The following is a 26,304-nucleotide window of genomic DNA, read 5'->3' as shown; positions in this document are numbered from 1 at the left end:
GGTTAACGTTATTGCACACGTAATTCTGCTACGATATTTCCGTGGAGACGAGCTGTAACTTCCCCGGCTGCGAGCGGCCTGTTTTTCGAGGTGGCGGGCCCGGCAGGCCCTCGGAGTACTGCGACCTGCCCGAGCACACGCGCTGGCGGGCGTGGAGGGAGCGGCAGCGGCTGGCGGAAACCCCCGAGCAAAACCTAGAGGTCGTCACCGTGACGAATCTCCCCAGGGTCTCCGGTACCGCCAAGATCAGGGCTGAAGAGCTCCTCGACCGCTTCCGGGTGCTGTCGGAGCAGATGACGCAGACCCTCGGCCGGGCCGTCGGCGAGCTGAACGCGATGGCGGACCCGAGCGTCGCCGAGAGCCTGGTCCAGGCCGCCGAAGCCGAGGCGGCGCGCCGGGTCGCGGAGGCACAGTCGGAACTGGCGACCGCCGAACAACGCCGGCACGAGGCCGAACGGGCCCGCAAGGCCGCCGAGGAGACCACCGAGCAGGCGGTGCGGGCGGCGGAGGAAGCCGACGACGCCGTGGACACGGCCGTGACGGAACGCGACGAGGCCCGGCAGGCCGCACGTGACGCCGCCGCGCAGGCCGAGGCGGAGATCGCCGAGGTCAGGGGGCAGGCGTCGGCCCTGATCGAGGAGATCCGGGCCGAGGCGGAGCAGGTCAAGGCCGACGCGGTGAAGCACGCCGAGCAGGCGCGGCGGCAGGCGGCCAAGGAGATCGAACAGGCGCGCTTTGAAGCTCAGGCGGAGATCGCGCAGGCCCGTGCCGAGGTGGACCGTGCTCGCGCGGAGGCACAGGCGGTGGCCGAGCGGGCCGAGGCTGAAGCCGTTGCCGCTCGGCAGGCCGCTGAGCAGGCGCGGGTGGAGGCGGCGGAGACCGTCAGTCGTGCCGCGAAGGCTCGTGACCTGGCGGTGGTGCGGGCGGAACGCGCTGAGCAGGCCGCCGCGGACGCCCGCGTCGAGTTGGAGCGTTCACGCGCGGAGTTCGAGACGCGGTTCGCGCAGGTCAGGCAGGAGAGCGCGGAGCAGGTGGCGGCGGTGCGGCAGACGCTTGCGGTCGTGGAGGACGCGCGCGCCCAGACGTTGACCAGGGCCGAGCGCGCCGAGCGTCAGCTGGACGAGGCGGCGGAGGAGCTCCGGGCGGCGCGGCGGGCGAAGACCTCGTCCTGAGAGGCGGCCATCTCGCGCAGCGCGGACTTGCGTTCGCGCTGGGTGAGCCGGTCGAGGTAACACCGGCCGTGCAGGTGGTCGGTCTCGTGTTGCAGGCAGCGGGCGAAGTAGCCCCTGCCCTCGACGACGATGGGGTTGCCGTCCCTGTCCTGGCCGTGCACGACGGCGCGGTCGGGGCGGGCCACCACGCGGTACGGGCCCGGCACCGACAGGCAGCCCTCCGGTTCCTCGAGGAGCGTGCGCTGCTCGGCGGGCAGCTCGTCGAGCACGGGGTTGAGGATGTGGCCGGTGTGGCGGGTGCCCCACTCGTCGCGCATGTCCCACACGAACAGCTGCAGGTCGACGCCGACCTGGTTCGCGGCGATGGCGGCACCTTCGGCGACGTGGTTGGTGGCGAACATGTCGTCGATGAGCCGGGTGAGTTCGGGCGTGCCGAACTCGGTGGCCTCGCGGCAGCGGCGGGTCAGGACCTCTTCACCGACGACGGTGATGCGACGCGGTGTGCCTCGATCGGACATGCTTTGCAAAGTAGCAGCCTTTGCAAAGTTATCGGTAGGGTGCCGTCCATGTCTCGACGGCCGCTTCCGGACCACCCCGTGCGCATCGCGTTGCTCGACCTGCTGGCCGAGCACGGCACGCTCACCTCCACCCAGGCCGCCGCACGGCTCGGGCAGAGCTCGGGCCTGTGCTCGTTCCACCTGCGCAAACTCGCCGAACTGGGCCTGATCGAGGAGGCGCCGCACCAAGGCGGCAAGGCCCGGCCGTGGCAGCTGCGATGGGAGACCGACGACGCACCGGCGACGGACGAGTCGTTCAGCGCGCTCATCCACGTGACACCCGGCGAGATGGCGGAGCTCGGCGCGTCGATCCGGCGGTTGCTGTTCCGCTACCGCGACCGGGGCACGCGACCGGCGGACGCGGTGGCCGTGACGGCGGAGGTCCGGTTGCTCAACGGCGACCCAGTAGGCTGAGCCGCGATGGACGAGCTGAAAGGCGACTGCGCCAACTGTTTCGGGTTGTGCTGCGTCGCGCTGCCGTTCGCGAGGTCCGCGGACTTCGCGGCCACCAAGGACGCGGGCACGCCGTGCCGGAACCTGCTGGCCGATCACCGGTGCGGCATCCACGACCAGCTGCGGCCGAAGGGCTACGCCGGCTGCACGGTCTACGACTGCTTCGGCGCAGGTCAGCGGGTGTCGCAGACGGTGTTCGCCGGCGTCGACTGGCGCGTCGCCGAGCGCCAGAAGATGTTCGCGGTGTTCCCGGTGGTCCGGCAGCTGCACGAACTGCTCTGGTACCTCGCCGAGGCGCAGCGTCTCGACCCGCACGACGACCTCGCGCACACCTTCGCCGAGGTCGAGCAGCACACGGTCGCCTCGCCCGACACCATCCTGGCGCTCGACGTCGCGGAGATGCGGGCGAAGGTGAACGTCCTGCTGCTGCGCACCAGCGAAAGGCTGCGGACCAGCGCGAAGTCCTACCGGGGCGCCGACCTGATCGGCGCACGGCTGCGCAACAAGAACCTGAGCAGCGCCGACTTCCGCGGTGCGTACCTGATCGGCGCGGACCTCACGAACTCCGACCTGTCGCGGGCGGACATGATCGGCGCCGACCTGCGGGGTGCGGATCTGTCGGGCGCGGACCTGAGCACGTGCCTGTTCCTGACCCAGCCGCAGGTCAACGCCGCGCGGGGCAACGCGAAGACGAAGCTGCCCGCCGCGCTGTCGCGACCCTCGCACTGGACGGCGGAGCCCGCTAGGCGCCGGTGACGCGCCGGCGAGCCTCGGCGACGCGAAGGTCGCCGGGCTCGTCGCCGGTCGGGCCGGTGCTTCTGGACGAGCTGCTGGCCGGCGCGATCGCCCGTGAGCTCGGCTAGACCGACAAGCGCTGCTGGGCGACGGCGCGTGCGAAGCCCTCGACGTTGTCGATCATGATGTTGTGGCCGGTGTTCGGCACGGAGACGAGCTGCACGCCGGACGCGGCGAGTTCGCGGCCGCCGCTGGGCGGTGCGTCCTCGGGGTGCAGGAAGACGCGCGGGATCTCCAGTTCCAGCAACAGCTTGCGCATCGTCGGTGACGTGCCGCGGACGAGGTCGACGGCGCTGCGGTAAAGGGCTTCGCGGCCGGCCATGCGCATGGTGGCGGCCCAGTGCGGGCCGACGTCGCGCAGCACGCGGTCGAAGCCGTGGCTGAGGAAGTCCGCCTCGCCGTAGGCGGCGATGCCCCGGCTGCCGGGCGCGCCGAGTGAGGGTGCGGCGGGGTCGACGTGGGGGTCGACGAGCACGAGTGAGCGCACCATCTCGGGGTGGCGTGCGGCGAGCACGATGGCGACGGCGCCGCCCATGCTGTGGCCGATGATCTCGCAGCGGCGCAGCCCGATCTTCGCGAGCGCCACGGCGAGGGCGTCCGCGTGGCCTTCCAGCGAGTAGGCGAAGCCGGCGGGCCGGTCGCTGATGCCGAAGCCGAGCATGTCCATCATGAGGCTGCGGCGCCCGGACAGCAGTGGGTGCGCGACGGCCTCGGCGTAGTAGGGAGCCGACGAGGCGCCCAGTCCGTGCAGGTAGACGCGTGCCGGTGAGGCACCCGGCACTTCGACCCAGCGGATCCGGACCCCAGGTCTGATCTCGACGGCGCGCATGTCTCTCCCGGCGGTTAATCGGTTTCAGGACCCTACCTCGCGCTCAGACGGGCCGAGCGCGGTTTCGAGAGTCCGTTCTCATCTAGTGGTGTGACCCGGAAGGTTGGCGAGGTAATCCACGCCCAGCAGGGCACCACGATGCACCCGTCTGACCGCGCATTCCCCCGGCAACCTTCCAGGCCGCACCACTAGTCGACGAGCCGCGCGGACACCACTGCGAGCAGCAGCGTCACGGCGGTGAACACGAAGGTGTAGCCAAATCCTATGGCGGCGTGCAGCGGGCGTGATCGCGCTCCCTCGCACAGCTGCAGCTGCCAGTACCCGGCGCCGAGGCCGAACACCAGCCAGGGCAGCACGACGAGGGCCGGCGCGGGAGGGCCCAGCAGGCCGCTGACCACGAACGGCACGGCGGCGGTGACCACGCCGGTGGCGACGGCCATCGGCCAGGAACGCGCGGTGGACTCACCGGACACGCGGCCGGCGCCGGCCGCGACCACGGCGGCGAGCAGCGCGGCGGTGATCGGAACGGCGGGCAGCCAGGCTTCGTGGGAGCCGGTGACCGGCACGAGGGCGATCGCGATCAGGAGCACGGCGGCGGTCGGTGTCAGCGGCAGCACCCAGGCACGGCGGAGGGGCACCGCGTGATGTTCGTCCTTCCCAGGGCGGAACGACAGCGACCGAACGGCGGCTTTTGAGGTCCTAGAGGCCCAGGGCAGCACGCGCGGCCGTGACGGTGGCCGTGCGCAGTTCCTCGACGGGGGTGTCGGGGAACTGCATGGTGCAGTCCTGCATGCCGCCGAACGCCAGCACGGCGCGGGCCTGCTGCTCCAGCGTCGCCTCGGGGCCGAACACGAGCCGGGTCAGGCGGGCGCGCCAGGACAGCACGACGTCGATCAGGCCGAGCTCGGCGAGCGTGGTCAGCTCGGTGAGCAGCAGCATCATGTCCTTGCGGTGGCGGTGGTGGAAGTCGAAGAAGCCCTCGATCAGCTCGACCGGTGACACGTCGTGGCGTTGCTCCATGCGCGCGAGGAACCCTTCGCCGTCGTCGAGCAGCGGGGTGACGATGCTGCGGACGAGGTCCTCGCGTGAGGCGAAGTGGTAGTAGAGCGCGGGTTTGGTGATGCCGAGGCGGTCGGCGATCTCCTGCAGGCTGGTCTGCTGCACGCCCTGGTGTGCGAACAGTTCCCGTGCGGTCTGCATGATCCGCTGCTTGGTGTCGCTCTGTCGTGCCACGGCCGGAATATTACTTAACGATCGGTAAGTCGCGGTGCTACTGTCGGCAGCATGACTTACCGACCGTTAAGTAAGGGAATCTGACGTGCGAATACTCGTCTCCGGGGCCAGCATCGCCGGTCCGGTGCTCGCCTACTGGCTGGTGCGCAACGGGCACGAGGTGACGGTGGTGGAACGGTCGCCGGTGCTGCGCAAGACCGGCGGGCACGCGGTCGACCTGTTCAAGCCGGCCATGGACATCTCCGAACGCATGGGTGTGCTGCCGCGCATCGAGGCGCTCGCGACCGGCACCACGCGGCTGACGTACCTGCGTGAGGGCACGCGCAAGCCGATCAGTGCCGACGTGACGAAGTTGTTCGCGGCCGCGTCGGACCGCCACGTCGAGGTCATGCGCGACGATCTGAGCGAGATCTACTACGACGCCACGCGCGCGGACGTCGAGTACGTGTTCGGCGACTCGATCACGTCCATCGGTGACGAGGTGACCTTCGAGGCCGGTGCGCCACGGCGCTTCGACCTGGTCATCGGTGCGGACGGGCTGCATTCGAACGTGCGGCGGCTCGTGTTCGGTGAGGTCGGCAAGGCGTTCGTGGGTGCGTATCTGGCGGTGTTGTCGGTACCGAAAAATTTGGGTGTGCCGGGCGAGATGGCCGGGCACATCGGACCGGGGCGTACCGCGGCGGCGTACGGCGCACGGCACCTGGACGACGCACGGGCGGTGTTCCTGTTCCGCTCACCCGAGCTCTCGTACCACCACCGGGACGTGGCGCGGCAGAAGCAACTGCTGCGGCAGGCGTTCGCGGGGCTGCACCACGAGGTCGACTCGTGGCTGGAGCACCTGGACGGCGACGGGGCGTTCTACTTCGACTCGATCACCCAGCTGCGCGGGGACACGTGGTCACGCGGGCGAGTGGCGCTGGTCGGGGACGCGGCCTACTGCCCCGGCCCGGCGATCGGCGGCAGCACGAGCCTCGCGGTGCTGGGCGCGTACGTGCTGGCGGGCGAGCTGTCCACGGGCTCGGACCACCCGGCGGCGTTCGCCCGCTACGAGGACGCGATGCGCGAGGTCGTGCACGCCAGCAGGGCGTTCGCGCTCGGCACGGCCAAGACGCTGATCCCCTCCACACGGCTGGGTGTGTCAGCGCTCGTGCGAGGCGCGCAGCTGCTGACGTCGTTGCCGTCGTGGCTGATCCGGCCGCTGGCCAAGCTCAACTCGAAGGGCGTGCGGATGCACGACTCGATGCGCGTGAAGGACTACGGGCGTCAGGGCGCCGCGACTGCGACGCCCTGACGCTCAGCCGGTCAGAACTGCAGGCTCCACTTGTCGAGGAACCCGGTGTCCTGGTTGGCGTTGTCGTTGACCCTCAGCTGCCAGGTGCCGTTGGCGACCTCGCTGGAGGCGTTGACGGTGTAGGTGGTGTTGATGTTGTCCGTGCCGCCGCCGGAGCGGTTGTGCAGGACGTAGACGGTGCCGTCCGGTGCCACCAGGTCCACCTTCAGGTCACCCTGGTAGGTGTGCTTGATGTCCACGGCGACCTTGAGCGTCGACGGGGCGTTGCCCGTCAGGCCGGACGCGGTGACCGGCGAGTTGATCGTCGTGTTGTCGGCGATCTGGAAGTCCGCGGCGTTCTCGAAGAACTTGCCACCGGGGTCGGGCGGGGTGACGCCGCAGTACTGCCCTTCCTTGCCGATGGCCTCGTACGGGCAGTCCGCGCGGTCGAGCAGCTGCAGCACGGCCTCCTTGTTGCGGGCGGTCTGCGCCGGGATCACCTCGTCGGGCGGGTAGAAGCCGCCACCGCCGGCGCTGCCGGGGTACATCTCGAAGGTGTAGGCGAAGATGCCCTGCGTGCCCCACAGCCAGTCAGGGATCGACCCGTCGGTGATGTACAGGTCGCTGGACTGCTCAGGCGTGTAGTTGTTGGTCGACGCCATGGACTGACCGATGGTGGCGAACGTGTTGCGCTGGTCCTGGGTCAAGCCCGGCGCGACGTCGTCGTAGGTCCAGCCCCACGGCCACAGGATGAGCTCGCTGTAGGTGTGGAAGTCGATGGCAGCGGTGATCTGCTGCTTGCCGCCGACGTTGCGGCCACGCACGAAGTCGGCCACGACCTTCACCTCGGGCGCGGACTCCGCGCTCGGCCCGCGGTAGGTGTCGGAACCGGTGCTGCCGCTGGAACCGCCGCAGCAGCCCCACTTGTAGTTCCAGTTGCGGTTGAGGTCGGTGCCGACGTTGGCGGAACCGGCGTTGGGCTGCCGGTTCTTGCGCCACGACCGGTAGGTGCCGGTCGCGATGTCGTACTCGCCGCCGTCGGGGTTGACGTCCGGGATGATCCAGACCTCGCGGGTGTCCAGCAGGCCCTTGATCCGCGCGTCGCTCGCGTACTGGGTCGTGAACTGGTTGACCAGGTACAGCGCCATCTCGACGGTGAGGTGCTCACGCGCGTGCTGGTGCGCGGTGAACAGCACCTCGGGTTCGTTCTCGTCGACCGCGACGTTGTCGCTGATCTTGAGCGCGAGGATGTCGCGGTTCTCGTAGGTCTTGCCGATGACCTGCTTGCTGATCAGGTTCGGGTACGCCGCGACGGCGTTGTTGATCGCCGTCGTCATCTCGGCGTAGTTGTGGTAGTTCGAGTCCGCGGCGGGGAAGTCGAACGGGCCAACGGCCGAGTTCGCGTCCATCCGCCTGGGCAGCTCGGTGACCTCGAAGCCCTGTGCCTTCAGGTTCTGGGCCTCGCGCCCGGTCGCGGTGATCACGACGATGCCGTGCTCCTCGACCGAGTCGATGGCGGCACCGGACTTGGCGAGCTTGGTGCGCTGTTCAGCGGTGCGAACGTTGCTGACCTGGTAGTTCGTCGTCGTTTCCTGAGCACCGGGGGCCGCGCCGGTGGGCACGCCTCCCATGGCGAACACGACGCTCGCGGCGACGGTGACCCCGATCAGAGGTCTGAGATGGCTCTTTCGCATGCAGGGCAACCCTTTCGTACCACGGCAGGGACATGGCTCCGCAATGTTTAGTCCGTGTGAAGGCTCACTGTCATCCCGCCATCCGTATGGGGTTACCTGGTGGGATGACGCGCTACGACGACGTGGAGGCCATCTCGTACCGGGTGGCCCGCGAGATCTCGCTCGAGGGGCTGGCGTCGTGGCGGGACGCGGTGGCGCCGTATCTGCTGCCAGGACGCACGGTGCTGGACCTGGGCGCGGGCACGGGTTTGTTCGTGCGGGCGTTCGGGGCGTGGTTCCCGGAGGTGTCCGTGGTGGCGGTGGAACCGTCCGCGGACATGAGGCGGGCGTCGGGGTTGCCGATGCTCACCGGAAACGCGTGCGCGATTCCGGTGCCGGACGCGTCGGTGGACGTGGTGTGGATGTCGACGGTGGTGCACCACGTGCGGGACCTGGCCGCCGCCGGGGCGGAGCTGCGGCGGGTGCTGCGGCCGGGCGGTGTGGTGCTGCTGCGGTCGTTGTTCCGCGAGCGGCACGGCGGGATCGGCCTGTTCCGGTTCTTCCCCGAGGCCGTGCGGGCGCTGCCGGGGTTCCCGACGGTGGACGAGGTGGCCGGTGGCCTGGGGTTCGCGGTGCGGCGGCTGGAGGCGGTGCCCCAGGTGACGGCGTCGTCGTTGGCGGACAAGGCCTCGACGCTGCGGCAGGAGGCGGACACGTTGCTGCGTTCGCTGTCGGCCGAGGAGTTCGCGGCGGGCCGGGAACGGTTGCTGGCGGCGGCCGCGGTCGAGTCCGGGCCGGTGGTGGACCACCTGGATCTGCTGGTCCTCGGCACTGTCGGTGCTGTCTGAGACGCTTGCGGGTGTGGACGAGAAGACGCTGCTGCACCGGTATCTGAACGAGGCGCGCGAGGCGTTGCTGTGGAAGCTCGAGGGCCTGTAGGAGTACGACGTGCGGCGCCCGCTGACGCCGACGGGCACGAACCTGCTGGGTCTGGTGAAGCACGCGGCCGGCGTGGAGCTCACCTATTCGGGCGCGTGTTCGGCCGGCCGTTCCCCGACCTGCCGCTGTGGTCGACGGCGCAGGCATTACCGGCCTCGGACATGTACGCCGAGCCCGGCGAGTCCCGTGAGTGGGTCGTCGCCTTCTACGGGCGGGTGCGCGCCTACGCCGACGAGACGATCGCGGCGTTGCCGGTGGACGCGCCGGGGGTGGTGCCGTGGTGGTCGCAGAGCCGCCGCGCGGTGACGTTGCGGGAGGTGCTGCTGGACGTGATCGTCGAGCTGCACCGCCACGCCGGGCACGCGGACGTGGTGCGGGAGCTGGTCGACGGCGCGGCAGGCATGCAGGACGGCAACACGAACATGCCCTCGGTGCACGCCGGGTGGTGGGCCGGGCACCACGCCAGGCTCGAGGAAATCGCCACCGCCTCCGATCCCGCTCTGCCAGGGTGACGGGCATGTCCTCTGACCCGAAAGCCGACCTGCACCGCTACCTGAAGGTCGCCCGCGAGGCGTTCCTGTGGAAGCTCGAGGGCCTGTCGGAGTACGACGTGCGGCGCCCGCTGACGCCGACGGGCACGAACCTGCTGGGCCTGGCCAAGCACCTGGCCGGGGTCGAGGCGGGCTACTTCGGCGACTGCCTGGGCCGCCCGTTCCCCGAGAAGCTGCCCTTCGACGTCGATGCCGACCCGAACTCGGACATGTTCGCCACCGCGGACGAGTCGCGCGAGGACGTGCTGGGGTTGTTCGCGCGGGCGGCGGCGTTCGCCGACACCACCATCGAGGAGCTGCCGCTGGACGCGCCCGGTGTGGTGCCGTGGTGGCCGGAGGAGCGCAAGTACGTGACGCTGCACCTGCTGCTGGTGCACGAGATCGCCGAGGTGAACCGGCACGCCGGGCACGCGGACGTCCTGCGCGAGGGCCTCGACGGGGTGGCCGGGTTGCGGGCGGGCAACTCGAATCTGCCGCAGCAGGACTGGCAGGCGCACTGGGACCGGGTGGAACTGGAGGCGCGCAAGGCATCGGGCCGGGCATGAGCGCAAGGGTGGTGGCCGGGTGCGGGGACGCACCCCAGGAACGTCCCCGCACCCGGCCACGATCAGCGGGCGACGCGCGCGCCGCTGGTCGTCAGCCTCGGATCTCGCCGGGCTGGAAGGCGGAGAAGTACTCGAGGACGTCGGCGACGTAGAGGTCGGGCACCTCGCTGGCCGGGAAGTGGCCGCCGCGGTCGTACTCGGTCCAGTGCTCGACCTGGTGGTCGGGGTCGAGCAGCGAGCGGATGCCGGTGTCGGCGGCGAAGGTCGCGAACCCGGTGGGCGCGGTCGCGGCCTCCCAGGTGCCGGGTGAGTTCATCGACTCGTAGACGAACTCGGCCGAGGTGGCGCCGGTGCCGGTGAACCAGTGGATCGACACGGCGGTGAGCAGGGCGTCGCGGTCGACCGTCGTGGACCAGGCGTGGAACTTCTCGAAGATCCACGCCAGCAGGCCGACCGGTGAGTCGGTGAGGGAGTAGCCGATCGTCCAGGGCTTGGTGGACATGAGCTGCAGGTAGCCCAGGCCGGTAGCGACGAGGTCGTTGAACCGCCGGGCGCGCGTGAGCTCGGTGCCGCTCAGGCCGTCGAGCGGGAGCGGGCCGCCGAACGGGTGTGAGCTGGGCCCGTTGACGTGCATCGCGGTCACGGCCGGGCTCAGGCGGCTCATGGCGCCGGCGATGCCCGCGCCGACGTCGCCCGCCTGGATGCCGTAGCGGCGGTAGCCCAGGGAGTCCATCAGGGTGACGAACGCGGCGGCGGTGCGGGAGACCTCCCAGGTGCCGGTGACCGGGGTGGAGAACCCGAAGCCGGGGATGGACGGCACGACGACGTGGTGCTCGCGCGCGAGGTCGGCGATCACGGCGGCGTACTCGGCGAACGTCGAGGGCCAGCCGTGGACCAGCAGCAGCGGCAGGGCGTCCTCGCGGGCGCTGCGGACGTGCACGAAGTGGATCGGCTGGCCGTCGATCTCGGCGATGAACTGCGGGAAGGCGTTGAGGCGGGCCTCGACGGCGCGCCAGTCGAAGCCGTCTGCCCAGTACTCCGCCAGGGAGCGCAGCTCAGCCACCGGCACGCCCCTGGTCCACCCGTCGGTGCCTGCCTGGGCCGGCCAGCGTGCCGTCGTGAGGCGGTGGCGCAGGTCGGCGAGGTCGGCTTCGGGGACGTCGACGCGGAAGGAGTTCATGACCATCACGGTAGAAGTGATTGCGGAACGGTTCGTTCCGCGTTGTGCGGCAGGATGGTGCTCATGTTGGAGACATCGGCACGGCTGCTGAGGCTGCTGTCGTTGCTGCAGGCCTCACGCGACTGGACAGGCCCGGACCTGGCCGAACGGCTCGGCGTGACGACGCGGACCATCCGCAAGGACGTGGACCGGCTGCGCAACCTGGGCTATCCGGTGCACGCGACGCCGGGTGCGGCGGGCGGGTACCGGCTGGGCGCTGGGGCGAAGCTGCCACCGTTGCTGCTCGACGACGACGAGGCGGTGGCGGTCGCGCTGAGCCTGAGCACGCAGGACTCCGAGACGGCGGGCCGGGCGCTGCGCAAGCTGGAGCAGGTCCTGCCGGGCAGGCTCCGGCACCGCGTGAGCGCGTTGCAGGAGTACACGGTCGGCACGGCCGAGGAGCTCGACACCGAGGTGACGGTGCAGATCGTCAACGCCTGCCGGGCCCGCGAACGCCTGCGGTTCGACTACGTGAAGTTCGACGGTGAGCAGGACCGGCGCGAGGTGGAGCCGTACCGGCTCGTGCACGCGCGCGGCCGCTGGTACCTCGTCGGCTGGGACCTCGGCAGGCAGGACTGGCGCACGTTCCGGGCCGACCGCGTGCGCCCGCGCGTGCCGACCGGCCCGCGGTTCTCCCCGCGTGAGCTGCCGGATCTGGAGGCCCACCTGGCGAAGGGGCTGGCGACGGCGGCGTGGCGGTTCCGGGCGACGGTGACGGTGCACGCGCCGGCCGCGGAGGTGGCGGCGAAGGTCCCGGCGGCGCTGGTGGAGGCGACGGGTGAGTCGTCGTGCCGGTTGACGGCGGGCGCGGACACGGTGGAGATGCTGGCCGTGTATCTGGGCATGCTGGGGTGCGGGTTCTCCGTCGACGGGCCGCCGGAGCTGGTTCAGCACCTGGGAAAGGTGGCTGACAGGTTCCGCGAAGCGATCAATACTGCTGAGCATGGGTAAGGAATACGAGCGGATCGAGCCGCGGCTGCAGGAGTTCATCGAGAACCAGAAGGTGTTCTTCGTGGCCACCGCCCCGCTGGCGGGTGACGGGCACGTCAACCTCTCGCCCAAGGGCCGGCAGGGCACGCTGCGGATCCTCGACGACCGCACGCTGGCCTACCTGGACTTCGGTGGCAGCCACGCCGAGACGATCGCGCACCTGCGGGAGAACGGTCGCGTCACGTTGATGTGGTGCGCGTTCGAAGGGCCGCCGAACATCGTGCGCGTGCACGGCCGCGGTGAGCCGGTGTTCCGCGACGATCCGCGCTTCGCCGAGCTGGTGGCGGGGTTCGGGGAGGCGGACGGGCCGGCGTTGCGTGCGGTCATCGTGGTGACGGCGGAGCTGATCAGCGACACGTGCGGGTTCGCGGTGCCGTTCATGGACTACCGCTCGGAACGGGAGCTGCACGCGGACTACTTCGGCCGCAAGAGCGACGAGGAGTTCCGCGAGTACACGAACAAGAAGCCCTACAACAACGCGAGCATCGACGGCCTGCCCGCCATGGAGCTGCCGCTGCCACCCCGCTAGAAGAATCTTCGGCGGGGATGTCGAGAACGTTGTCACGGCTTCGTCCCCCGGCCATGACGACGATGACGCAGAGCGAGATCACCGAGGTCCTCAACCGTCCGTACAGCAAGGAGCTGCTGCACCGCGACATGCTCAGGATGGCGTACGTGGCGAAGGACGGCACGCCGCGCGCGGTGCCGATCGCGCACACGTGGAACGGTGAGCAGGTCGTGCTGTGCACCTCGACGAACGCGCCGAAGCTGCACGCGCTGCGGGCGAACCCGGTGGTGGCGCTGACGATCGACACCGAGGTGCACCCGCCGAAGGTCCTGCTGATCCGCGGCACGGTGGAGCTGGACGAGGTCGACGGCATCCCGCAGGAGTACCTGCAGATGAACGGCAGCTACGGGATGAGCGCGGAGCAGCGGGTGGAGTGGGAGCGCGAGGTGCGGTCGCTCTACGACGGCATGGTGCGGATCGTGGTGACGCCGACGTGGGCGAAGCTGATCGACTTCGAGACGACGCTGCCCAGCGCGGTGCAGGAGCTCGTCGAGCGGCGGTCAGCGCGACAGGAAGCGGTCTAGGACGCGCACACCGAACTCCAGGCCCTCGACGGGGACGCGTTCGTCCACGCCGTGCGCCATGGCCCGGTAGTCGAAGTCCGCGGGCAGCCGCAACGGCGAGAAGCCGTAGTTGTGGATGCCCAGCCGGCTGAACGCCTTGGCGTCGGTGCCGCCGCCCAGGCAATAGGGCACGACGGCCGCAGCCGGGTCCTCGTCGCGCAGGGCGTCGGCCATCGCGGTGAACCACGGTGTGTCGATGGGGGCCTCGACGGGCGGCTGGTGCTCGAGGAACTCCCGGGTCACGCCGGGCGGCAGCAGCGAGTCGATGGTGGCGACGAGCTCGTCGACGGTGCCGGGCAGGGTGCGGACGTCGAGCTGGGCGGTGGCGGTGCCGGGGATGACGTTGACCTTGTACCCGGCCTGCAGCATGGTCGGCGTGGTCGAGCAGCGCACGGTGTTCTCGGCGAGTTTCGCGGCGGGACCGAGCCGGGCCAGCGTGCCGCCGACGTCGTCGAGGTCGACCTCCACGCCCAGTGCCTTGCCGGCGCCGACGAGGAACGCCTCGACGGTCGGGGTGAGCCGCACGGGGTGCTCATGCGCCGCGATCCGCGCCAGGGTGGTGGCCAGCGCCGTCACCGCGTTCTGGTCGTTGCGCCGTGACCCGTGCCCGGCGCGGCCGGTGGCGGTGAGCTTCATGTGCGACGTGCCGCGCTCGGCCGTGCCGATCGGGTAGAGCCGCACACCGTCGACGTCGTAGGAGAACGCCCCGGACTCGCTGATCGCCGCCTGCACGCCTGCGAAGTAGGCGGCGTGGTGCTCCACGAGCCAATGCGCCCCGTAGGCGCCCTGGTCCTCCTCGTCGGCCACGAACGCCAGCACGACGTCACGGCGTGGACGGCGGCCCTCGGTGTGCCAGCGGTTGATCACGGCCAGCGTCATCGCGGCCATGTCCTTCATGTCGACCGCGCCCCGCCCGTGCACGAAACCGTCGCGGATCTCCCCGGCGAACGGGTCGAAGCTCCATTCGGCCGGGTCCGCGGGCACGACGTCGAGGTGGCACTGGACCAGCACGGCGGGCAGCGACGGGTCGGTGCCCGGTATGCGTGCGAGGACGTTGGTGCGCCTCGGGGCCGGTTCGAGCAGCATCGGCTGCACCCCGTTGTCCTGCAGCAGGGCAGCGACGTGCTCGGCGGCCTCCCGCTCGCCGGCGGAGTCGCCGCCCCCGCGGTTGGTCGTGTCGAAGCGGATGAGCTGCGCGCACACCTGCGCGACGTCCAGCGGCATGAATGCCACCGTATCCGGCGTCCTGGTGTGGAATTGTGACGGCCCTGTGCCGATCGGTGGAGCACACCGGTGTGACCGGTCACCCGTAGACGTCCTCGATGGCGGCGGCCGCGATGTGCGTGACGACCTTGAACGCCTTCATCGCCTCCGTCATCGACGCGGCGTCGAACCCGACGCGGCGCACCCCGATCAGGTCCACGGTCGGCACGATCGCGGCGGCGTCGGCCAGGTGCGAGGCGTCGAACTCGACCTCTATCCGGTGCGGCGCCACGACCCCGGCGCAACGCCCTGCCGAGGCCATCGCGGCGGTGGCCGCTTCTGTGATGTGTGAAGAAGTGACGGCGGGTGGCAGGCACACGGCCGCGTACCGCGACACGCACTCCTTGACGGCCACGGTCCACGCCGAACCCGCGTAGGACGCGGCGTCGGAGCACGTGAGGTCGTCACCGGTCACGAGCAGCACGGGAACGCCGTACTCGGCGGCCAGGGCGGCGTTGAGTCGGCCTTCGGAGGCGAGCACGCCGTCGAGCCACACGCCGGTGATGGAGTTCTCCAGGTAGGTGTGTGCGAGGACGCCTCGGGTGCCCGCGGCGGTGTGGTAGCCGAGAAACACCACTCCGTCCACATCGGAGTCGATACCTTGCATCATCGACAGCGGCTTGTGCCGGCCGGTGAGCAGGCGCGCCGACGCGTGGAGGTCTTCGAGCAGGAGGTTGCGTTGCGAGGAATGGGCCTCGTTGACGACCACCTGCTCCGCTCCGCCCGCGACGAGGCCGGTGACGCAGGCGTTGACGTCCGCCGTGAACATGCGCCGGAACCGTTGCCACTGCTCGGTGCCGGGGACGACGTCCCCGGTCCAGGTGACTCCGGTGGCGCCTTCCATGTCCGCCGAGATCATGATCCGCACATCTCGGTAAGTTAGCGGTGGGCTGCTGGGGAAGAGGGGTTTTCGTGCGGGTGAAGTTGTGCGCGTTGCTTGCCATAGCAACGACTTTGGGGCTTTCGGCGCCTCCGGCATCGGCGCAGCAGCCGGTGGTCCTGAAGGTCGCGATCGTGCAGCAGATCGACTCGATGAACCCGTTCCTCGCGGTGTTCCAGTCGAGCACCGAGATCGGCCGGTTGATGTACGACTACCTGACCGCGTACACCGCGCAGGACCAGTCGGTGACCGAGGGCCTGGCGAACAGGTGGCAACCCTCACCCGACAGGCTGACGTGGACGTTCACGGTCCCCGAGGGCAAGAAGTGGTCCGACGGTGTGCCGATCACGGCCCGCGACGTCGCCTTCACCTACAACCTGATGCTGACCGACGAGGTGGCCAGGACCGCGAACGGCAGCTTCGTCACCAACTTCGCCGAGGTCACCGCACCGGACGACCGGACGGTGGTCATCAGGACCAAGACGCCTCAGGTGACGATGCTGGCGCTGGACGTGCCGATCGTGCCCGAGCACGTGTGGTCGAAGGTCGGCAGCATCAAGGACTACGCCAACGACCAGATGCCGGTCGTGGGTTCCGGGCCGTTCGTGCTGTCCGAGCACGTGCCGGGGCAGTTCATCAAGCTCCAGGCCAACAGGACCTACTGGCGCGGCGCGCCGAAGTACGACGAGCTGCACTTCGTGTACTTCCAGAACTCCGATGCCGCGGTGCAGGCGCTGGCCAAGGGCGAGATCGACCTGGTCAACCGGATGGCCCCGGCGCAGTTCGACTCGCTGCAGGGCAAGGCCGGTGTCACCCGCAACAAGGCGATGGGCCGCCGCTTCACCGAGCTGATGATCAACCCCGGCGCGCAGACCCGCACCGGTGAGCTGATCGGCGACGGCAGCCCGGTGCTGCGCGACGTGCGGGTGCGCCGTGCCCTCGCGCAGGCCATCGACCTCGACGCCCTGGTGGCGCGGGTGAACCTCGGCTACGCGGAGAAGGGCGCCGGCCTCGTGCCGCCGGTGTTCGGCAAGTACCACTGGCAGCCCTCCGCGGCAGAGGCGCGCACGTTCGACCCGGCCGCGGCCGGCGCGGCGCTCGACGCCGCCGGGTATCCGCGCAAGGCCGACGGCACCCGTTTCCCGTTGCGGCTGATCGGCCGCGCGGGACGGGCCTACGACGAGCAGGCCAGCGAGTACCTCAAGCGGTCGATGAGCGACATCGGCGTCCCGCTCGACGTGCGGCTGGTGTCGGACAACCAGCTCAACGAGTCCACCACCGCCGCCACCTACGACCTGGCGTTCTCGGGCTGGTCGACGAACATCGACCCGGACTTCGTGCTGAGCCTGCACACCTGCGCGCAACGGCCGGGCGCCGACGGCAAGGGCGGTACCACCGACACCTACTTCTGCGACGAGACCTACGACCGGCTCTACGCCCAGCAGCTCTCGGAGTTCGACGAGGCCAGGCGCGTCGAGATCGTGAAGCAGATGCAGGCCCGCTTCTACGACCAGGTGCCCGCCGTGGTGCTGGCCTACGAGAACGCGCTGGAGGGCTACCGGTCCGACCACTTCGCGCGGTTCACCACGCAGCCCGCGCAGGGTGGCGTGATCATGGCGCAGAACGGCATGTGGGGTTACTACGGCGCCGAGCCCGCGCAGCGCACCGCGCAGGCCGCGAGCTCGGGCTGGACCGGGTTCGCCGTGGCCGGCGGGGTGGTCGCGGCGCTGGTGGCGGCGTTCGTGGTGCTGGCGCGGCGGCGCAGGGCGACGGCAGGGGAGCGCGAGTAAGTGCGGCTGGCCGGTCGGTTCGGTGGTGCCGCGCTCAGCTTGCTGATGGTGGCGGTGCTGGGCTTCTTCCTGTTCCGGGTGGTGCCCGGCGACCCGGTGGTCTCGATGACGCGCGGTCGTCCGAGCACGGCGGCGATGCAGGCCGAGCTGCGCGCGCAGTTCGGCCTGGACCGTCCGCTGCACGAGCAGTTCTGGAGCTACTTCACCTCGCTGCTGCAGGGTGACCTGGGCACGTCGTTCACGTTCCGCCGCCCGGTCTCCGACGTCATCCTGGAACGGCTGGGGCCGACGCTGCTGCTGGTGGGCACGGCGACGCTGATCGCGGTGCTGCTGGGGCTGTGGCTGGGGGTGCGGGCGGCGTGGCGCCGGGACTCGGTGTTCGACAAGGTCACGACGGGGGTGTCGCTGACGTTGTGGGCGGTGCCGACGTTCTGGCTGGGCATGCTGCTGATGATGGTGACGGGAGACCTGTTCCCGTCGCGGGGCATGCGCGACACCGACACGGCGCCGGACTTCGTCTCGCAGGCCCTGGACGTGGGCCACCACCTGGTGCTGCCGTCGGTGACGCTGGTCGCGGTGGTGTGCGCGGAGTACGCGCTGGTGATGCGGTCGTCGTTGCTGGAGGAGATGCACGCCCCCTACCTGACGACGGCGCGCGCCAAGGGTCTGCGCGACGACCTGGTGCGGCGCCGCCACGCCGTGCCGAACGCGGTGCTGCCGGCGATCACGCTGGTGTTCCTGCGCTTCGGGCTGGTGGTGGCCGGGGCGATCACGACGGAGACGGTGTTCTCCTGGCCGGGTCTGGGGCTGTTGTTCTACGACGCGCTGACCGGGCCGGACTACTTCCTGCTGCAGGGGTTGCTGGTGGTGACGGCGGGCGCGGTCGTGGTGATGAACCTGCTGGCCGACCTGCTGCACGGGGTCCTGGATCCACGGGTGAAGGTCGTATGAACAGGATGGGCAGGACGGGCCTGGCGGGCGCCGGGGTCCTCGCGGTGGCGGCGCTGGTGGCGCTGGTCGCGCCGCTGCTGATCGACGCGGACTCGCTGGACGTCACGCGGGTGACGGCGCAGGCGTGGCAGCCGCCCGGCGCCGGGCATTGGCTGGGCACCGACCACACGGGGCGGTCGGTGGCGTTGCTGATGGCGCAGGGCACGGGGACGTCGTTGTTCGTCGGGCTGACGGCGGCGGTCCTGTCGGTCGGCATCGGCACGCTCGTCGGGATCGTGAGCGGTCACTTCGGTGGTCTGCTGGCGGGGACGTTGCTGCGGGTCACGGACTTCTTCCTGGTGCTGCCGGCGCTGGTGCTGGCGATCGCGCTGTCGACGGTGCTGCCGCGCGGGCTGGGCACGATCGTGCTGGCGATCGGTCTGACGAGCTGGCCGTCGACGGCACGGATGGTGCGGGCGCAGACGCTGACGATCGAGGCCCGGCCGTTCGTGGAACGCGCACGGGCGCTCGGCGGCGGCCACGGCCATGTCATCGCACGGCACGTGGTGCCGTCGGTGGTGCCGCTGGTGCTGGTCAACGCGACGCTGGCGGTGGCGTCGGCGATCGTGGCCGAGTCGACGCTGGCGTTCCTGGGGCTGGGGGATCCGACGCGGATCTCGTGGGGCGCGATGCTGCACCAGGCCCAGCTGCACGGGGCGGTGCCTCAGCAGGCGTGGTGGTACCTGCTGCCGCCGGGGCTGGCGATCGTGGTCGTGGTGCTGGCGTTCACGCTCGTCGGGCGGGCGCTCGAAGCCGTTGTGACGCCGAAGAGGTGAACCCGGTGCTGGAGTTGAAGAACCTCTCCGTCCACTACGGACCGAAACGCGTCGTGAGCGAGGTGGACCTGACGCTCGCGCCGGGTCAGACGCTCGGGCTGGCCGGTGAGTCGGGGTCGGGCAAGTCGACCGTGGCGATGTCGGTGCTGCGGCTGCTGCCCAGGACCGCGCGCGTCGAGGGCGAGATCCTGCTCGACGGCGACGACGTGCGGACGATGTCGTGGGGCCGGCTGCGGGCGGTGCGGTGGGCGTCGGCGTCGATCGTGTTCCAGGGCGCGATGCACTCGCTCAACCCCGTGCGCCGCGTCGGTGACCAGATCGCCGAGCCGATGCGGCTGCACGGCACCCGGGGCAGTGTGACCGAGCTGCTGGAGCAGGTGGAGCTGCCGCGGGAGAAGGCGCGGGCGTACCCGCACGAGCTCTCGGGCGGGCAGCGGCAGCGGGTGATGATCGCGATGGCGCTGGCGTGCGGGCCGCGCCTGGTGATCGCGGACGAGCCGACGACCGCACTGGACGTGGTGGTGCAGGCTCAGGTGCTGGCGGTGCTCAAACGCCTGGTGGCCGAGCAGGACCTCGGGTTGCTGATGATCAGCCACGACCTGTCGGTGCTCGCCGAGACCTGTGACGACCTCGCGGTGATGCATCGCGGTGAGCTGGTCGAACGCGGCCGCACCCGTGAGGTGATCGCGAACCCGCGGCACCCGCACACCGCGGCGCTGACGGCGGCGTTCCCGGTGATCGGCGATCCGGCGCACCGCTGGGCCGATCCCGCACCGGCACCGGAGCCGTTGCTGCAGGTGCGGGATCTGGTGGTCGACTACGGGCGCACCCGCGCGGTCGACGGGGTGGACCTGACGATCGGGCGGGGCGAGATCGTGGCACTGGTCGGCCAGTCCGGCTCCGGCAAAACGACACTGGCTCGTACCATAATGGGGCTGCGGAAGCCGTCCTCCGGTCGGGTGATCTTCGACGGCGCGGAGGTGGCCCGCTCGGGCAAGGCGCTCAAGGCCTTCCGGCGGCAGGTGCAGCTGGTGCTGCAAGATCCGTCCAGCGCGCTCAACCCGCGGCACACGGTGTTCGACGCGGTCGCCGAGGGACTGCGCGTGCACGGCCTGGCCGACGACCAGGAAGCGCAGGTCACGGCCGCTGTGGAACGCGCTGAGCTGCGTCCGGCGAGCCTGTACCTGGAGTCGCTGCCGCACGAGCTGTCCGGGGGTCAGCAGCAGCGGGTGGTGATCGCCGGGGCGCTGGTGCTGCGGCCCCGTCTGCTGGTGGCCGACGAGCCCGTCGCGTCCCTGGACGCCTCGGTGCGAGGCGAGATCGTGGCGCTGCTGCTCCGGTTGCGCCGGGAACTGGGCCTTGCTTCATTGATCATCACGCACGACCTAGGGCTGGCGTGGCAGATCGCCGACCGGGTCGCGGTGATGCATCAGGGGAAAATCGTGGAACAAGGCTCAGTGGAACAAGTCCTCCTCACCCCGTCTCACGACTACACGCGCGCCCTGCTGCGCGCGGTGCCGCAGGTCTGAGCGTGATCCCGCTCGAACACGCCCGGCACCGGGCCGCGCTGACGCCTGCCGAGATCGGGCGGGGCGGCGCCGACGGCTGGGTGGCGGTGCACGAGGTGCCGGCGCTGGCGCGGCTGGCGTGGCAGGACCTGGGCCGCCCGCCCGGCGTCCTGGGTGAGCTCGCGCAGGCGAGCGATCCGGAGCACGTGCTGGAGCTGTGCCGGATCCTGGCCTCGACCTCACGGGCCGACACCGCCGCGGTGTGGCGGTACCTGGCCGCGGACTTCGAGCACACCGGGGAACGCTCCGACGGCAGGCAGCGGTTCCTGCTGGACCGGGCGACGCGCGGTGAGGGCGTGAACTGGCACGACTACTCGGCGCTGATGGGCATCGCCCGCCCGGAGGAGGTCGACGCGGCGTTCGACCGGGGTGAGGACATGGTCGGGGTGGCGGTGATCGGCCTGGCCCTGTCGCACCCGGACCCGCTGGTGGCGTCGCGGCGGGTGGCCCGCGCGCTGGACCACAACCGCCTCGAGGTCCGCCGCCAGGGCGCGACGGCGCTGGCGCACGTGGCCCGCATCCACGGGGTGGTGTCGCGGGAGTGCCTGGAGGTGCTGCGCCGCCACCCCGACGAGGTGGCCGAGGACGACCTGTGGACGTTCGTCGCGCACCGCGGGCTGCCGGCGTGGCTGTGGTGGCGGCGGATCAGGTCGCGCAGGTCACGGGCAGGGCGTCGAGTTCCGCGCGCACGGCGGTCTCGGTTACGAGGTCGCGCTGCCCCTCGGCCCGGCGCAGTGCCTCCTCGAAGTGCCGGCGGGCCTCGACGGGATCGCCTTCGGCCTTCGCGACGCGGCCTCGTTCCAGGGCGATGTGGCAGCGCATCTGGTCGGGCCCGTACCAGCCGCCGGGACACCGCTCCCACGCCCGGTCGCACTCCTGCCGGGCGGTCGCGTGGTCACCGGCGACGCGAGCGACGCCGGCCAGCCCCAGGTGGGCTCCGGCCTGCACCACGAGTGCTCCGGCACGCCGGGCGAGGGTGAGCGCGAGGGTGAAGTCGGTGCGTGCGGTGTCGAGGTCGCCGGCGAGCAGGGTGGCCTGGGCGCGGCCGATGACGGCTTCGGCGGTGTCCTCGGTGGCGCCGAGCTCGTCGAGCAGGCTTCGGCCCCGTTCGACGTGGGCCAGGGCGCCCGCGGCGTCGCCTCGCGTCAGGGCGATCTCGCCGAGCTGGTTGAACGCCAGTGCCGCGCCCCAGCGGTCACCGACCCGCGTGAACGCCTCCGCGGCTCGCACGAGCAGGTCGGCGCCCGTCACCGGATCGCCCGCCATGCGTGCCACGAGACCGTCGCCGACCAACGCGAGCGCGGCGCTCCACGGGTCGGCGCCGAGCAGCCGGTTGCGGCGGTGCCACACCTCGGAGTCGCCGTCCGGCGCGCCCAGCGCCATGCCCCACATCATGGTCATGATCGGGTAGCGCGGCGGGTCGAGGAGCCCTTCCATCAGCGCGTCGGCCTGGCGGACGCGGGCGCTCTGGTCGCCGGTCGCGACGGGCCAGGCGATCAGCAGGCACAGCGCGTACTCCTGCTCGCGGCCGTGCGGCGGGGTCTCGCCGCACGCGTGCAGCACGGCGTCGGCCTGCTGGGCGGCCTCGGTGCGCAGACCGCGGAACCAGTAGTAGGTGGCGAGCGCCGCGACGAGTTCCAGTGCGAGGGGCACGTTGTGGCGGGTGGCCCAGGTGACGGCGGCGACGAGGTTGTCGTGCTCGGCGGCGAGCCGGGCGAGCCACTGGATCTGGCCGTGGGCGCGCAGGTGCGGTTCGGCCTGTTGCGCCTCGCGCAGGAACCAGCGCGCGTGCTGTGCTGCGAGGTCCGGGGCGTGGGCGGCGCAGAACGCGCGGATGGTGTCGAGCATCCGGTAGCGGTCGTCGACGACCTCGACGAGTGACTTGTCCGCCAACGACGTCAGCGTGTCCACATCGGACTCGCACACCGCGGTGACGGCGTCGAGACGGGCGCCGCCGGAGAACACGGTGAAGCGGGCGGCGAGGTCGCGTTCGGCGCCGGTGAGCAGGTCCCAGCTCCACTCCACGACGGCGTGCAGCGTGCGGTGGCGAGGCGCCGCGGTACGGCTTCCCTTCGACAGCAACCGGAACCGGTCGTCCAGGCGCGCGGTGATCTCGGTCAGCGGCAGGGTGCGGACGCGGGCGGCGGCGAGCTCGATCGCCAGCGCGATCCCGTCCAGCCTGCTGCACACCTCGGCGACCACATCCAGGTCGGCGCGGAAGCCGGGTTTCACGGCCTGCGCCCGGTCCAGGAACAGCCGGGTGGCGGCGTCATCGTCCAGCGCGGCGACCGGGCTCAGCGTCTCACCGGTGATGCCGAGCGGTTCCCGGCTGGTGGCCAGCACCCGCACGCCCGGGCACGAGGACAGGACGGCGCCGAGCACGCGGGCGGCGTCGTCGACGACGTGTTCGCAGTTGTCCACGACCAGCACGACGTCGCGTGCCGCGAGCGCCGCCCGCAGCCGGTCCTCGACCCCGACCGGTCCCGCCGCCAGCAACCCGGCCTCGCGCACCCCGAGGCCGTCGAGCAGGGCGCGGGCGACGTCGGTGGTGGCGCTGAGGTCGACGAACGCCACCTCGCCCGGTTCGCGGTGCGCGACCTCGACGGCGAGCCGCGTCTTGCCGGTGCCGCCGGGGCCGATGAGCGTGACGAGCCGGTTGTCGCGCAGCCACTTCGACACCCGCCGCAGGTCCTCGTCGCGGCCCACGAAGCTGGTGAGCTGCGCGGGCACGCCCCGGTGCGGTGCCCGGGCCCGCAGCACCTCCAGGTGCGCGGCGGCGAGCGCGGGGGAGGGATCGACGCCGAGCTCGCCGGCCAGCAGTTCCCGGCCTCGCGCGAACACCTCCAGCGCCTCGCTCTGGTGGCCGTCGTGGTGCAGCGACCGCATCAGTGCCGCCCGCAGGTCTTCCCGCAACGGGTGCTGTGCGAGCAGGTCCCGCAGCTGTGCGGTGGTCCCGCCGGACAGAGTGCAGGTGATGAGCACTTCGGTCAGGTGCTGCCGTGCCACCTGCACGAACGGCGCGTCGACGTCCGCCAGCGCCGGTCCGCGCCACAACTCGAGCGCTTGCGCGGCCCGTCCGGCGGCGAGCAGCTCGGCGCAGTGCAGGTGATCCACCTCGGACGCCGCGGCGAGCAGCCGGTAGCCCGCCGGGTGGTGCTCGACCACCAGCCCCGGCACCGCGCGGCGCAACCGCGAGATCTGCGACTGCAGGGCGTTGGCCGCCCCGGCGGGAGGGGCGGCGTACAAGCCGCCGATCAGCTGGTCGTGCCCCACGATCCGCCCAGCGCCGAGCACGAGCATCGCCAGCAGCGCACGCTGCCGCGGCGCCGCGACCTCCACACCGTCGACCAGCACCGCACCGAGCACCCCGAACCTCACAGGAGCTGATTGTTCCCGAGCCGGGGGACCTACGAGGCCCGAACCCGGCACTGCTCTGAATAGGTCGACTATCGATGCATTCCGGTGACCGGGCGTATCCGCGCCGCCCCGTGCGGTCTCCTTCCGTTCGGTCGGGGACCACACCATCGAGCGGAGAAGCATGAGACCCAGCATCACGGTCGGTGCCGCCCTAGCGGCCACCGTGGCACTCGCCATCCCTGCGCACGCGGCCACCGGCAACCTGCCCGGCGGCACCAGCATCGGCGTCACCATCACCGCCCCGGCGAACAACGCCGTCGTCGTACCGGGACCGGTCACCGTCACCGGCAAGGCCACCATCGGTACCGGTGCCGCGGTCGTCGACACCGCGCTGACCTACGTCGTGGACGTGTCCGGCTCCACCGCCGCCGGCGTGGCCGCGGGCTGCGGTGGCGACCAGAACGGCGACGGCCAGCTCAACACGGTCCTCGACTGCGAGGTCGCCGCCGTCGAGGCCCTGCACGCGAAGGCCGCGGTCGCGAACACCGTCGTCGGCAGCGCCGGCGGCGCGGTGTTCGGCTCGTCCGGCGCGACCGTCGACGTCAGCCCGGCAGCGGGCGAGCAGAAGGTCGTCGCACCCGCCGACGACGCCAACGGCAACGGCACCACCGACGTCGTCGAGGCACTGAGCAGCGCCCGCATCGGCGGCGTCAACCTGTTCACCAACCACAACGTCCCCACCGGCACCAACTTCGCCGGAGGCCTGAACGCGGGCCTCGCCTCGGCCGTCGTGGCCCCGCAGCAGCGCAAACTGATGGTGTTCCTGTCCGACGGCGCCGGCAGCGGCTCCGTGGACGCCGCCCTGCAGCAGGCCGTCAACGCGGGCATCAAGATCTTCACCTTCGCCGTGTCCGACGGCTCCGGCTGCGACATCGGCCCGGACTCGCTGCGCAAGATCGCCGAGACCACCGGCGGCACCTGCACCGAGGTCCCGGACGTCTCCCAGCTGCCCGACGTCGTGCCCGGTGTCATCGCCTCCAAGCTCACGCAGCTGACGCTGAAGGTCGACGGCGGCGCGGACCTCCCGATCACCTCCATCACACCGGCCCTCCCGCAGGACGGCCCCGCGACCGTCGACTACACCGTCGACACCCCGGCACTGGCCCCGGGCACCCACCAGCTGTGCGTCACCGCACGCGGCACCGACGGCGGCGGAGCCGGTGACGTGACCGAGTGCGTCACGGTCGAGGTCAACGCCCCGCCCGTGGTCAAGCCCGGCGGCCCGTACGCGGGCCAGGAAGGCACCGACGTCGGCCTGGCCGGCCTGGTGACCGACCCCGACGGCCCGTCGCTGGGCACGGCGTGGACCGCGACCCCGCAGTCCGGGGTGGACGCGGGCGCGACCTGCTCGTTCGGCGACGCCGCCGCGCAGACCACGACGGTCAAGTGCACCGATGACGGCGTGTGGGAACTCAAGCTGACCGCGAACGACGGCCTCAACCCGCCCGTCGTCGCCACCACCACGCTCACGCTGTCCAACGTCGCCCCGCAGGCCACGCTGAACGCGGACAAGACGCTCGTCACCCGTGGCACGACGGTCAGCTTCACCGCGCCGTTCACCGACATCGCCACCAACGACAAGCACACCTGCACGTTCAACTTCGACGACGGTTCCCCGGTCGTGAACGGCACCGTCGCCCAGGGCGCCGGCAGCGGCACCTGCACCGGCTCACGCACGTTCACCGCCCTGGGCGCGCACAACGTCCTGGTCACCGTGACCGACGATGACGGCGCCGCCGCCACCGCGGTCGCGAAGGTCGTCGTCTACCTGCGCGGCGAGGCGTGGGCACTGGGCGCCACCGGCCTGATCACCGTCGCCAAGACCCCGCACGCCCAGTGCCCGCCCAACGAGGACAAGACCGTCACCGCGGTCAACGTCCTAGGCCTGGCGTCGGTGAACGCCCTGCACGCCGACTGCACCCTCGACGCGAACACCGGCCGCACCGTGGCCTCCGCACGGGTGGAGGGAGCGTCACTGCTCGGTGGGGTGATCAAGCTCAACGCCATCGAGGCCAAGTGTGAGAGCGACGCCAACGGCGTCACCGGCTCGTCGAAGGTGGGCACCCTCAACGGCCAGCCCATCGGCACCGGCCCCGCCACCGTCGGCATCCCCGGTGTCGCGACCGTGCACCTCAACGAGACCGCGACCGGACCGAACGGCCAGCTGATCCAGAACGCCGTCCGGGTCCGCACACTGCTCGGCCAGGAGATCATCCTGTCGGCCTGCCGCCTGGGCTGACCTCGCTGGGCTGACGCCCCGGTG

Annotated in this window: 25 protein-coding genes and 1 pseudogene; 15 read left to right on the top strand and 11 right to left on the bottom strand. The window is 71.1% G+C overall.

Annotated elements, in window-relative coordinates; all coding sequences use genetic code 11:
- The first annotated feature begins 41 nt into the window (after positions 1–41).
- Positions 42–1,172, top strand: coding sequence for a coiled-coil domain-containing protein (locus tag LX88_RS41840; RefSeq protein WP_258953296.1), 1,131 nt, complete (start codon positions 42–44; stop codon positions 1,170–1,172).
- Here the strand turns inward: LX88_RS41840 and def are convergent.
- Complete coding sequence (gene def, locus LX88_RS41835; RefSeq protein ID WP_258953295.1) at positions 1,112–1,690, bottom strand: peptide deformylase; 579 nt, start codon at positions 1,688–1,690, stop codon at positions 1,112–1,114. The genes LX88_RS41840 and def overlap by 61 nt on opposite strands.
- A gap of 48 nt (positions 1,691–1,738) precedes the next feature.
- Here def and LX88_RS41830 point away from each other — a divergent pair, with 48 nt between their 5' ends.
- Together LX88_RS41830 and LX88_RS41825 are read left to right on the top strand one after the other, a co-directional pair.
- On the top strand, positions 1,739–2,143 hold the full coding sequence (locus LX88_RS41830; RefSeq protein ID WP_258953294.1) for a winged helix-turn-helix domain-containing protein: 405 nt from the start codon (positions 1,739–1,741) through the stop codon (positions 2,141–2,143).
- Between the two features lie 6 nt (positions 2,144–2,149).
- The gene (locus LX88_RS41825; RefSeq protein WP_258953293.1) at positions 2,150–2,938 is read left to right on the top strand and encodes a pentapeptide repeat-containing protein; all 789 of its coding nucleotides are present in this window, start codon (positions 2,150–2,152) and stop codon (positions 2,936–2,938) included.
- Positions 2,939–3,041: 103 nt separating this feature from the next.
- Here the strand turns inward: LX88_RS41825 and LX88_RS41820 are convergent, their stop codons facing one another.
- From LX88_RS41820 to LX88_RS41810, 3 genes are all read right to left on the bottom strand, one after another.
- Positions 3,042–3,806, bottom strand: a complete 765-nt coding sequence (locus LX88_RS41820; RefSeq protein WP_258953292.1) for an alpha/beta fold hydrolase — start codon at positions 3,804–3,806, stop codon at positions 3,042–3,044.
- Between the two features lie 188 nt (positions 3,807–3,994).
- Positions 3,995–4,444 carry a hypothetical protein gene (locus LX88_RS41815; protein ID WP_258953291.1) on the bottom strand — a complete coding sequence of 150 codons (450 nt, stop codon included), beginning with the start codon at positions 4,442–4,444 and terminating at the stop codon, positions 3,995–3,997.
- A 61-nt stretch (positions 4,445–4,505) separates the two neighbouring features.
- On the bottom strand, positions 4,506–5,039 hold the full coding sequence (locus LX88_RS41810) for a TetR/AcrR family transcriptional regulator (RefSeq protein ID WP_258953290.1): 534 nt from the start codon (positions 5,037–5,039) through the stop codon (positions 4,506–4,508).
- Positions 5,040–5,124: 85 nt separating this feature from the next.
- Here LX88_RS41810 and LX88_RS41805 point away from each other — a divergent pair, with 85 nt between their 5' ends.
- Positions 5,125–6,330 (top strand): FAD-dependent monooxygenase, encoded by a 1,206-nt coding sequence (locus LX88_RS41805; RefSeq protein ID WP_258953289.1) that lies wholly within the window; start codon positions 5,125–5,127, stop codon positions 6,328–6,330.
- 11 nt (positions 6,331–6,341) lie between these two features.
- Here the strand turns inward: LX88_RS41805 and LX88_RS41800 are convergent, their stop codons facing one another.
- Positions 6,342–8,003, bottom strand: coding sequence for a M14 family metallopeptidase (locus LX88_RS41800; RefSeq protein ID WP_258953288.1), 1,662 nt, complete (start codon positions 8,001–8,003; stop codon positions 6,342–6,344).
- Positions 8,004–8,107: 104 nt separating this feature from the next.
- Here LX88_RS41800 and LX88_RS41795 point away from each other — a divergent pair, with 104 nt between their 5' ends.
- The 3 genes and pseudogenes from LX88_RS41795 (at position 8,108) to LX88_RS41785 (ending at position 10,017) form a co-directional block, all read left to right on the top strand.
- The gene (locus LX88_RS41795) at positions 8,108–8,830 is read left to right on the top strand and encodes a class I SAM-dependent methyltransferase (protein WP_258953287.1); all 723 of its coding nucleotides are present in this window, start codon (positions 8,108–8,110) and stop codon (positions 8,828–8,830) included.
- Positions 8,831–8,930: 100 nt separating this feature from the next.
- A pseudogene (locus LX88_RS44110) lies at positions 8,931–9,433 on the top strand (DinB family protein).
- A gap of 5 nt (positions 9,434–9,438) precedes the next feature.
- On the top strand, positions 9,439–10,017 hold the full coding sequence (locus LX88_RS41785) for a DinB family protein (protein ID WP_258953286.1): 579 nt from the start codon (positions 9,439–9,441) through the stop codon (positions 10,015–10,017).
- 91 nt (positions 10,018–10,108) lie between these two features.
- Here LX88_RS41785 and LX88_RS41780 read toward each other — a convergent pair whose 3' ends face one another.
- Positions 10,109–11,197, bottom strand: coding sequence for an epoxide hydrolase family protein (locus LX88_RS41780; protein ID WP_258953285.1), 1,089 nt, complete (start codon positions 11,195–11,197; stop codon positions 10,109–10,111).
- A gap of 63 nt (positions 11,198–11,260) precedes the next feature.
- On the opposite strand from LX88_RS41780, the gene LX88_RS41775 reads away from it, so the two are divergent.
- The 3 genes from LX88_RS41775 (at position 11,261) to LX88_RS41765 (ending at position 13,318) form a co-directional block, all read left to right on the top strand.
- Positions 11,261–12,187, top strand: a complete 927-nt coding sequence (locus LX88_RS41775; protein ID WP_258953284.1) for a helix-turn-helix transcriptional regulator — start codon at positions 11,261–11,263, stop codon at positions 12,185–12,187.
- On the top strand, positions 12,180–12,755 hold the full coding sequence (locus LX88_RS41770; RefSeq protein ID WP_258953283.1) for a pyridoxamine 5'-phosphate oxidase family protein: 576 nt from the start codon (positions 12,180–12,182) through the stop codon (positions 12,753–12,755). The genes LX88_RS41775 and LX88_RS41770 overlap by 8 nt, the downstream gene beginning before the upstream one ends.
- A 62-nt stretch (positions 12,756–12,817) precedes the next feature.
- Positions 12,818–13,318 (top strand): pyridoxamine 5'-phosphate oxidase family protein, encoded by a 501-nt coding sequence (locus LX88_RS41765; RefSeq protein ID WP_258953328.1) that lies wholly within the window; start codon positions 12,818–12,820, stop codon positions 13,316–13,318.
- Here the strand turns inward: LX88_RS41765 and LX88_RS41760 are convergent.
- Both LX88_RS41760 and LX88_RS41755 read right to left on the bottom strand, forming a co-directional pair.
- Positions 13,295–14,581 carry a M20/M25/M40 family metallo-hydrolase gene (locus tag LX88_RS41760; protein WP_258953282.1) on the bottom strand — a complete coding sequence of 429 codons (1,287 nt, stop codon included), beginning with the start codon at positions 14,579–14,581 and terminating at the stop codon, positions 13,295–13,297. The two genes, LX88_RS41765 and LX88_RS41760, sit on opposite strands and share 24 nt — an antisense overlap.
- Before the next feature lie 79 nt (positions 14,582–14,660).
- Entirely contained in the window at positions 14,661–15,488 is an 828-nt protein-coding gene (locus LX88_RS41755) for a M55 family metallopeptidase (RefSeq protein WP_258953281.1), read from the bottom strand.
- Positions 15,489–15,532: 44 nt separating this feature from the next.
- Here LX88_RS41755 and LX88_RS41750 point away from each other — a divergent pair, with 44 nt between their 5' ends.
- From LX88_RS41750 to nikE, 4 genes are read left to right on the top strand one after another with little or no spacing between them, the layout of a single operon-like run.
- A complete protein-coding gene (locus LX88_RS41750; protein WP_258953280.1) occupies positions 15,533–17,290 on the top strand; it encodes an ABC transporter substrate-binding protein in 1,758 nt (585 codons plus the stop codon).
- A complete protein-coding gene (locus tag LX88_RS41745) occupies positions 17,291–18,241 on the top strand; it encodes an ABC transporter permease (RefSeq protein ID WP_258953279.1) in 951 nt (316 codons plus the stop codon).
- On the top strand, positions 18,238–19,056 hold the full coding sequence (locus LX88_RS41740; protein WP_258953278.1) for an ABC transporter permease: 819 nt from the start codon (positions 18,238–18,240) through the stop codon (positions 19,054–19,056). Before LX88_RS41745 ends, LX88_RS41740 begins: the two co-directional genes overlap by 4 nt.
- On the top strand, positions 19,053–20,585 hold the full coding sequence (nikE, locus tag LX88_RS41735) for a nickel ABC transporter ATP-binding protein NikE (RefSeq protein WP_258953277.1): 1,533 nt from the start codon (positions 19,053–19,055) through the stop codon (positions 20,583–20,585). The genes LX88_RS41740 and nikE overlap by 4 nt, the downstream gene beginning before the upstream one ends.
- Here the strand turns inward: nikE and LX88_RS41730 are convergent.
- Genes LX88_RS41730 through LX88_RS41720 form a run of 3 tightly spaced genes read right to left on the bottom strand, consistent with a single transcriptional unit; the run spans position 20,546 to position 24,002 of the window.
- Positions 20,546–20,770, bottom strand: coding sequence for a DNA-directed RNA polymerase I subunit RPA34 (locus tag LX88_RS41730; protein WP_258953276.1), 225 nt, complete (start codon positions 20,768–20,770; stop codon positions 20,546–20,548). The two genes, nikE and LX88_RS41730, sit on opposite strands and share 40 nt — an antisense overlap.
- Positions 20,771–20,803: 33 nt before the next feature.
- The gene (locus tag LX88_RS41725) at positions 20,804–21,235 is read right to left on the bottom strand and encodes a hypothetical protein (RefSeq protein WP_258953275.1); all 432 of its coding nucleotides are present in this window, start codon (positions 21,233–21,235) and stop codon (positions 20,804–20,806) included.
- Between the two features lie 34 nt (positions 21,236–21,269).
- Positions 21,270–24,002 (bottom strand): AfsR/SARP family transcriptional regulator, encoded by a 2,733-nt coding sequence (locus LX88_RS41720; protein ID WP_258953274.1) that lies wholly within the window; start codon positions 24,000–24,002, stop codon positions 21,270–21,272.
- A 160-nt stretch (positions 24,003–24,162) separates the two neighbouring features.
- Here LX88_RS41720 and LX88_RS41715 point away from each other — a divergent pair, with 160 nt between their 5' ends.
- A complete protein-coding gene (locus tag LX88_RS41715) occupies positions 24,163–26,280 on the top strand; it encodes a choice-of-anchor P family protein (protein WP_258953273.1) in 2,118 nt (705 codons plus the stop codon).
- Positions 26,281–26,304 lie beyond the last annotated feature (24 nt).

Source organism: Lentzea californiensis (assembly GCF_024648825.1).
Lineage (GTDB): Bacteria > Actinomycetota > Actinomycetes > Mycobacteriales > Pseudonocardiaceae > Lentzea > Lentzea californiensis.
The sequence above is the reverse complement of the archived record's forward strand: the minus strand, read 5'-3'. Positions and strand labels throughout refer to the sequence as shown.